Raw genomic sequence first — 8,160 nt, forward strand, 5'->3', positions numbered from 1 at the left:
CGCCGGCGCCGTCAGCCGGCCGTCCCGGACGGCGGCGGCCCGTCCGGGGCGTCGGGTCCGCAGATCGGGCAGGGGCCCAGGTCCCCGCCGGCCAGCACCCGCGAGTCGACGGGCAGGGCCTCGGGCCTGCCCGCGACGAGCGGGCAGTCCGCGCGGTGCCACAGGGTGCCGCCCGGCACCATCCGCAGGTCCCCGCTGACGGCCACGGGCGCGGCCGCCGCCTCCTCGTCCCCGTCGGTACCGTCGGGTCCGGCCGCCACCAGGAGCGCGTACAGCTCCTCGACGCGGGAGCCCGCGAGGGCGGTCCTGCCGTGGGTGAGGAGGATCGCGCCGGCCACGATCAGGGCCGCGCCGGGCACCGTGCAGGAGGCGAGGTACGGCAGCTGCCGTTCCGCGTACCGCTCGCCGGAGATCCCGTACCAGCCCAGGACGCACAGCACCGCGCCCGCGGCGAGCGCCGCCCACCCGGCCCAGAGCACGGGACGCGCCTGTCGCAGTCGAGCAGTCCGCATGGGGGCTCCACATGAGGGGTCCGGCCACAGGGGGCGGACCGTATGTGCGCGGTTGTCTTCCCAGTCCGCCGATGGACTTGCACTATGCCTTCTGCAAGCTGTCCCCGAAAGCTCCGGGCGCGTGCGGGCCCGGACCGACACCCGGTGGTGAGCCAGATGGTTCTCGGGAGCGATGTCAGGCACGGGACCGGCCGGGGGCCGGTGGCGGCGGCGGTCCTCGTCCTCGCCCTCGCGCTCACGGCCTGCGGTGACGACAGCGGCGGTGACGACACGGATCCGCCCTCGCCCTCCGCGCAGCGGCCCTCGACGAGCGCCCCGGCGCCGAGCGCGAGCGCCCCGGACGATCCGGCGGCGGCCGAGACGGAGATCAAGGAGAACTGGAAGAAGTTCTTCGACCCCGCTGTCCCCACGAAGGAGAAGCAGGCCGTCCTGGAGAACGGCGACGCGATGGGCCAGGTGCTGAGGAGCTTCAGCGGCGACGAGCGCGGCGGACAGGTCGAGGCGAGGGTCGGCGAGGTCGCCTTCACGTCGCCGACCGGTGCGGACGTCACGTACACGCTGACCCTGAAGGGCGCCACGGTCATGCCGGACGCCGCCGGGACCTCCGTCGAGCAGGACGGCACCTGGAAGGTGTCCGTCAAGACGCTGTGCGGCCTGGTCGGTCTGAGCGGCAATGCGTCGCCGGGCCCGGGCTGCTGAGGCCGCCGCCGTAGGCCTGTCGGTCCTGCTGCTCCTGCTGGGCACGGCCTGCGGCAGCCGGCTGCCGGAGAGCGACTTCGGGGACCGGGCGGGGCGGACGCCCGCCGCGCGCGGCACGGAGCCGATCCGGGTGGGCATCGTCACCAGCGCCACGAGCCCGGTCGGCGGTGACGCCTTCACCGGCCCGCGCGACGGGGCGAAGGCCTACTTCGACGCGCTGAACGCGCGCGGCGGCGTCGACGGGCGCAAGGTCGAGGTCCGTACCTGCGACGACGGCGGCAGCGGCGTCGGCAACAACGAGTGCGTGCACCGGCTCGTCGACGAGGACCGGGTGGTGGCCCTCGTCGCGACGACCGCCCTCGACTACGCGGGCGCCCCCCGGGTGGCACGCGCGCGCGTGCCCGACATCGGCGGGCAGCCCATCGGCGCGGCCTACGACACCTATCCGCACCTCTACGGGATCTACGGCAGCCTCGCCCCGCGGAACGGGAAGCCCGGCTGGGACGGCAAGCTGTACGGCGGCACCGAGGTCTACCGCTGGTTCAAGCGCGAGCACGGCGCCCGCACGGCGGCCGTCGTCTCCTACAACCAGTCCGCGTCGGCGGCGTACGCCCGGCTCGTGGTCCGCGGCCTGAAGGCCGAGGGGTACGAGGTGGTCACCGAGCAGGTCGACTTCGCGCTGCCCAACTTCCGCGCCGCGGCGGCCGATCTGAAGGAGCGGGGCGCCGACCTGGTCTTCGACGCCATCGACGGCCACGGCAACGCGCGGCTGTGCGAGGCGATGGACGACGTGGGCGCCGAGGTCCTCGCCAAGGTCACCAACGTGCAGAACTGGACGTCCACCGTCCGTGAGGACTACGCGGACGCGCCGCGCTGCCGCAACGCCCTGTGGGCCACCGGGGCCAGCCGTAACTACGAGGACGTGGGTCACGGGGCCGTACGGGAGTTCCGGGACGGCACGAAGTCCCTGAGGACCCACTCGCAGTGGCAGCTGGAGGGCTGGGCCGCCGCGATGTGGTTCACGGACGCGGCCCGCTCCTGCGCGGGAACGGGCGTCACGCGCGCGTGCGTCGACCGGTTCATGGCCACGGGGGAGCCGTACACCGCGCGGGGCCTGCTGCTGCCGGTGCGGTTCGAGCGGCTGCCCGAGCCGCCGCGGACGCGCCGGACGTGCCTGTCGGTGGCCCGCTGGGAGGACGACCGCGGATGGGTGAGCCAGGGGGACATGGACCGCGCGTGCCAGGACGTCCCCCAACTGCCCTACGACCCCTGATGTGCACGGACGGCAAAAGGTTCCCCCATCGGGTTACCGATGGTGCAACTGTTCGGGAACGGAGTGATAAGGGGACCCAACCATCACACCCGCACCCCGGTCTAACCCTCTGGTAGCTGGATGAGCCGGAGATACGGGGACGCATGCAGATTTCCTTCCTTATACACAACGCCTACGGAATCGGCGGGACGATCCGGACGACGTACAACCTTGCGAACACCCTGGCCGAGCAGCACGACGTCGAGATCGTCTCCGTCCTGCGCCACCGCGACGAACCGGTCTTCGCCCGGAACCCGCGGGTACGCCTGCGCCACCTCGTCGACCTGCGCAGGAACGGTCCCGGATACGAGGGCGACGACCCCGAACATCTGAAACCGGCCCGCGTCTTCCCGAAGGGAGAACTCCGCCACGACCAGTACAGCGCCCTGACCGACCGCCGTATCGCGGAGCACCTCTCGACGGTCGACGCCGACGTCGTGGTCGGCACCCGCCCCGGACTCAACGTCCACCTGGCCCGTGACACCAGGCGCGGTCCGGCCCGCGTCGGCCAGGAGCACCTGACCCTCGACAGCCACTCCGTGGCGCTGCGCACGCAGCTGCGCGCCGCCTACCCCCGGCTCGACGCGGTCACCACCACCACCGAGGCGGACGCCGCCGCGTACCGCAGGAAGATGCGGCTGCCCGGCGTGCGCGTGGAGGCCGTGCCCAACTCGGTGCCCGCGCCCGCCGTGGAGCCCGCGGACGGCTCCGCCAAGTGGGTCGTGGCGGCCGGCCGGCTCGCCCCGGTCAAGCGGTACGACCTGCTGATCAGGGCCTTCGACCTGGTGCGCGCCCAGCGGCCCGACTGGCGCCTGCGGATCTACGGCAGCGGGAAGCAGAAGGACAGGCTGCGCCAGGTCATCGACGAACTCGGCCTCTACAACCACGTGTTACTGATGGGACCGGCCCATCCCATCGAGCCGGAGTGGGCCAAGGGCTCCATCGCCGCCGTCACCTCCAGCATGGAGTCCTTCGGCATGACCATCGTCGAGGCCATGCGCTGCGGCCTGCCCGTCGTCTCCACCGACTGCCCGCACGGCCCGGGGGAGATCATCGACAACGGTGTCGACGGCCGCCTCGTGCCGGTCGGCGACGTCCGGGCCATCGCCGGCGGACTGCTCGAACTCATCAACGACGACGCGCTGCGCCGGAAGATGGCGGACGCGGCCCTCAAGGACGCCGAGCGCTTCGACCCGGCACGGATCGCCGAGCGCTACGAGAGCGTCTTCAGCGGCCTCGTCGCACGCGGCGGCGCCTCGGGGATCGGCCGCGTGCGCGGCTCGCTGCACCGCACCAGAGGAGCGCTGCTCGGCGGCGCCTACGCCGTCCGCGACGCCGGACTGACCGTCTTCGGCAAGGAGCGTTCCGCATGACGACCCTCGCACCGCAGGCCGCGCCCCGGCCCACCGGGGAGGACGCGGCCGCAGCCCCGCGCGCCGACTGCGTCGCCGACTCCGCGGGCGGCCTCACCTTCGACCTGCCGCAGCCGGACGGGACCGGCGAGGCGGCAGCAGGCAGGGCCCACCTCGTGCTGCGGCGCCGCGACGGCCTCCAGGAGGTCCGGCTGCCGCTCGTCCCGGCCGCCGACGGCCGGCTGCGCGCCGCGCTGCCCGGCGGCGTCGACCTCCCCGAGGGCCGCTGGGACGCCTTCGCGCAGACCGCGGACGGTCCACCGGAACGCCTCGCGCCCGGCCTCAACGACCTGCGTTCACTGGTCGACCGGGCACCGGACGGAGCCCGCGGACACGTCGCCGTCCGCATCCCGTACGCGACCAAGCACGGCAACCTCTCCGTCCGCAGCTGGCTGCGCGCACCGCACGCGGAGGCCGGCGAACTGCACATCGGGCAGGACGCGCTGGACGTCCGGGGCCAGGTTTACGGGACCGCGCTCGCCCCGGACGCGTACGCCGAGCTGACCCTGCGCAAGGGGACGGCGGTGCTGCGGGCCGAGGTCCACCGGGACCGGACGGCGTTCGGCTTCACCGTGGACTGCACCGCGCTGTCCGAGGGGGTCTGGGACCTGTGGCTGCGCCCGGCGGGGGAGGGCGGCCCGCGGGTGCGGATCGCACGGCTGCTCGACGACATCGCCGACAAGAAGCCCGTCTACACGTACCCGAGGATCACCTTGGAGACACCGGCGGGCCCGGCGACGGCGACCCCGTACTACACCGGTGACAACGACCTCTCGGTGAAGGTCACCACTCCCTAGGGACAGCGCCCGATGGGCTTGCGGACAGCTTTTGTCCGCAAGCCCTGGGAGACTCCGGTCATGATGGAGACCTCGGCGCGGCTCCTGCGCCTCCTGTCACTGCTCCAGGCGCACCGCGAGTGGTCAGGACCCGCCCTGGCCGACCGCCTCGGCGTCACTCCGCGCACGATCCGCCGCGACGTGGACCGGCTGCGCGAGCTCGGCTACCCGGTGAACGCCAGCCCCGGCACGGGCGGCGGCTACCAGCTGGGCGCGGGCGCCGAACTGCCCCCGCTACTCCTGGACGACGACGAGGCGGTCGCCGTCGCCGTCGGGCTGCGCACCGCCGCGGGACAGGGCATCGAGGGCATCGGCGAGTCCTCCGTACGGGCCCTCGCCAAGCTCGAACAGGTGCTGCCGCACCGGCTGCGCCGCCGGGTCAGCGCCCTGAACGCCTTCACCGTGCCCCTGCTGCGCGGCCCCCGGCCCTCCGCCGTCGACCCGGCCGTCCTCACCGAACTGGCCGCCGCCTGCCGCGACTCCGAGCGGCTGCGCCTCGACTACCGCGGCCACGACGGTGCGGCGCCCCGCCGCACCGTGGAACCGCACCGGCTGGTGTGCACCGAGCACCGCTGGTACCTGGTCGCCTGGGACGTCGACCGCGACGACTGGCGGACCTTCCGGGTGGACCGGATCACGCCCCGGCCGCCGCACGGGTCGCGCTTCACGCCGCGCGAGTCACCTGCCGGGGACCTCGCCGCGTACGTTGCCGAAGGGGTCTCCACACGCGCGTACACCACGCACGCCGTGGTCCGCCTCCACGTGCCCCTGGCGGAGGCCGCCGGGCACGTCCCGCCGTCCTCCGGGACGCTGGAGGCCGAGGGCCCGGACAGCTGCCTCCTGCGCACCGGCGCCGCGAGCCTGGACGTGATGGTGATCCACGTGATGCTGCTGGGCCTGCCCTTCGAGGTGCTGGAGCCCGTCGAGCTGATCGACGCGATCAGTACTGCTCGGGACCGGTTGACGGACGCTCTTGACCGAAGCGGATCTGCGGGCTCTCCTCCTGCCCCGAACGGGTCTGGGGCGGTGTGATCGCCGCGAACCGCGGGTGGTGCAGGTCGAAGGCGGGCGACTCGGAGCGGATGCGCGGCAGCGTGGTGAAGTTGTGCCGCGGCGGCGGGCACGAGGTCGCCCACTCCAGCGAGCGGCCGAAGCCCCAGGGGTCGTCGGCGTCGACCTTCGTCCCGTACCTGGACGTCTTCCAGACGTTGTAGAGGAACGGCAGCGTCGACATGCCCAGCAGGAACGCGCCGATCGTCGACAGGGTGTTGAGCGCCGTGAACCCGTCCGCCGCGAGGTAGTCCGCGTAGCGGCGCGGCATGCCCTCCGCGCCCAGCCAGTGCTGCACCAGGAACGTGGTGTGGAAGCCGACGAACAGCGTCCAGAAGTGCAGCTTGCCGAGCCGCTCGTCGAGCATCTTGCCGGTGAACTTCGGCCACCAGAAGTAGAAGCCGCCGAAGGTCGCGAAGACGACGGTGCCGAATACCACGTAGTGGAAGTGCGCCACCACGAAGTAGGTGTCCGTGACGTGGAAGTCCAGCGGCGGCGAGGCCAGGATCACACCGGTCAGACCGCCGAACAGGAACGACACCAGGAAGCCCGTCGCCCAGAGCATCGGGGTCTCGAAGGACAGCGAGCCCTTCAGCATCGTCCCGGTCCAGTTGAAGAACTTCACGCCCGTCGGCACCGCGATCAGGAACGACACGAACGAGAAGAACGGCAGCAGCACCGCGCCCGTCGCGAACATGTGGTGCGCCCAGACGACCACGGACAGGCCCGTGATGCTCATGGTGGCGCCGACCAGCGTCAGGTACCCGAAGATCGGCTTCCTGCTGAAGACCGGGATGATCTCCGTGATGATCCCGAAGAACGGCAGCGCGATGATGTAGACCTCGGGATGCCCGAAGAACCAGAAGAGGTGCTGCCACAGCAGCGCCCCGCCGTTGGCCGAGGCGAAGACCTGCGAGCCGAAGCGCCGGTCCGCCTCGAGCACCAGGAGCGCCGCGGCGAGCACCGGGAACGCCATCAGGATCAGGATCGACGTGAACAGCGTGTTCCACGTGAAGATCGGCATCCGGAACATCGTCATGCCGGGGGCGCGCATCCCGATGATGGTCGTCAGGAAGTTCACCGCGCCGAGGATCGTGCCGAAGCCGGCCAGCGCCAGGCCCATGATCCACAGGTCGGCGCCGATGCCCGGCGAGCGTTCCATGCTGTTCAGCGGCGCGTACGCGAACCACCCGAAGTTCGCCGGGCCCTCGGGCACCAGCAGGGACCCCAGCACGATCAGCCCGCCGAACAGGAACAGCCAGTAGGACAGCATGTTCAGCCGCGGGAAGGCGACGTCCGGGGCGCCGATCTGCAGCGGCATGATCTCGTTGGCGAAACCGGCGAAGGTGGGCGTCGCGAAGAGCAGCAGCATGATCGTGCCGTGCATCGTGAACAGCTGGTTGAACTGGTTGTTGTCCATGATCTGCGTGCCCGGCCGCGCCAGCTCGGCCCGCATCAGCAGCGCCATCACGCCGCCGACCAGGAAGAACGCGAACGACGTGATCAGGTACAGGTGGCCGATCTTCTTGTGGTCGGTCGTGGTCAGCCAGTCCACGACCAGCCGTCCCGGCCGCTTCACCGGTGCCGGCGCTACCGCCGCGTGCGCGGTGTCGGTCCCCATCCCTGCCCCCTCGCTCGTCGCGCCCCGGGACTGCTGAAGATGACGCCATGATGCTCGCGGGGCACCGTGCCGCGACAGGGGGCGTACGCGGGTTCTGTGCTTGAAACGTGTATTTCCTGTGGCCGGTCAACTTCCCTGCGGCGGCGCGGAATCGGAATGGAAAGGCGCGGCCGCGGGGCCCGCGCCGCCGTTTTGCCGACGGGTATTCCGGGCCGTGCGGGAGATAGCGCCGGGTGCTCCCGAATTACGTTCGAGGGGGTCCGTGGCGCCTGCCGAACCGCCCATTCGTGTGACGGAGTTCGGGCGGAACGGGTGTCGTTGTCCTGTGACAGAAGCGTGACCGCAGGGGCACCGGTGACTGATGGTGGCGGGGCCGGGGTTCCCCGGCCGGGGCGCGGCGCCTAACGTGGCGGCATGGCACCGATTCCCACTCCCTCCGCAGAGCCCTCCGACACTCCGGACGCGTACGTCGGGCTGGCGGCGGGCGACGCCGAGCGGCAGGCCCGCGAGCGTGGCTGGTCCACCGTACGGACGCTGCCGCCGGGCGCGATCATCACGATGGAGTACCTGGCGGGACGGCTGAACTTCGAGGTCACGGAGGGCCGGGTGACGCGCAGCTGGAAGGGGTGACGCTGCCGCTTGCTCGGCGAGGATTCCCTGCGGGTCGCCCTCTTTAGGGGCGCGGGGAACTGCGCGACAAGCCCCCACCGGCCCGCAG

8 protein-coding genes are annotated in these 8,160 nt (G+C 72.0%); 6 read left to right on the forward strand and 2 right to left on the reverse strand.

Annotated features, from left to right (window positions below; translation table 11 throughout):
- Positions 1-11: 11 nt before the first annotated feature.
- Positions 12-512: a hypothetical protein gene (locus FGF04_RS23380; RefSeq protein WP_149513241.1), complete on the reverse strand. Its 501-nt coding sequence runs from the start codon at positions 510-512 to the stop codon at positions 12-14.
- A gap of 156 nt (positions 513-668) precedes the next feature.
- Between FGF04_RS23380 and FGF04_RS23385 the strand changes: the two genes are divergently transcribed.
- From FGF04_RS23385 to FGF04_RS23405, 5 genes are all read left to right on the forward strand, one after another.
- Positions 669-1,211 carry a hypothetical protein gene (locus tag FGF04_RS23385; RefSeq protein WP_149513242.1) on the forward strand — a complete coding sequence of 181 codons (543 nt, stop codon included), beginning with the start codon at positions 669-671 and terminating at the stop codon, positions 1,209-1,211.
- Positions 1,186-2,484, forward strand: coding sequence for an ABC transporter substrate-binding protein (locus FGF04_RS23390; RefSeq protein ID WP_149513243.1), 1,299 nt, complete (start codon positions 1,186-1,188; stop codon positions 2,482-2,484). The genes FGF04_RS23385 and FGF04_RS23390 overlap by 26 nt, the downstream gene beginning before the upstream one ends.
- Positions 2,485-2,627: 143 nt before the next feature.
- Positions 2,628-3,896 (forward strand): glycosyltransferase family 4 protein, encoded by a 1,269-nt coding sequence (locus tag FGF04_RS23395; protein ID WP_149513244.1) that lies wholly within the window; start codon positions 2,628-2,630, stop codon positions 3,894-3,896.
- On the forward strand, positions 3,893-4,732 hold the full coding sequence (locus tag FGF04_RS23400) for a hypothetical protein (RefSeq protein WP_149513245.1): 840 nt from the start codon (positions 3,893-3,895) through the stop codon (positions 4,730-4,732). The genes FGF04_RS23395 and FGF04_RS23400 overlap by 4 nt, the downstream gene beginning before the upstream one ends.
- 60 nt (positions 4,733-4,792) lie before the next feature.
- The gene (locus FGF04_RS23405; protein ID WP_149513246.1) at positions 4,793-5,803 is read left to right on the forward strand and encodes a helix-turn-helix transcriptional regulator; all 1,011 of its coding nucleotides are present in this window, start codon (positions 4,793-4,795) and stop codon (positions 5,801-5,803) included.
- Here the strand turns inward: FGF04_RS23405 and ctaD are convergent.
- A complete protein-coding gene (gene ctaD / locus FGF04_RS23410) occupies positions 5,712-7,442 on the reverse strand; it encodes an aa3-type cytochrome oxidase subunit I (protein ID WP_149513247.1) in 1,731 nt (576 codons plus the stop codon). The two genes, FGF04_RS23405 and ctaD, sit on opposite strands and share 92 nt — an antisense overlap.
- 414 nt (positions 7,443-7,856) lie before the next feature.
- On the opposite strand from ctaD, the gene FGF04_RS23415 reads away from it, so the two are divergent.
- Complete coding sequence (locus FGF04_RS23415; RefSeq protein ID WP_149513248.1) at positions 7,857-8,072, forward strand: I78 family peptidase inhibitor; 216 nt, start codon at positions 7,857-7,859, stop codon at positions 8,070-8,072.
- The last annotated feature ends 88 nt before the right edge of the window (positions 8,073-8,160 follow it).

The sequence above is a fragment of the Streptomyces apricus genome, assembly GCF_008369065.1.
In the GTDB taxonomy this organism is placed as follows: domain Bacteria; phylum Actinomycetota; class Actinomycetes; order Streptomycetales; family Streptomycetaceae; genus Streptomyces; species Streptomyces apricus.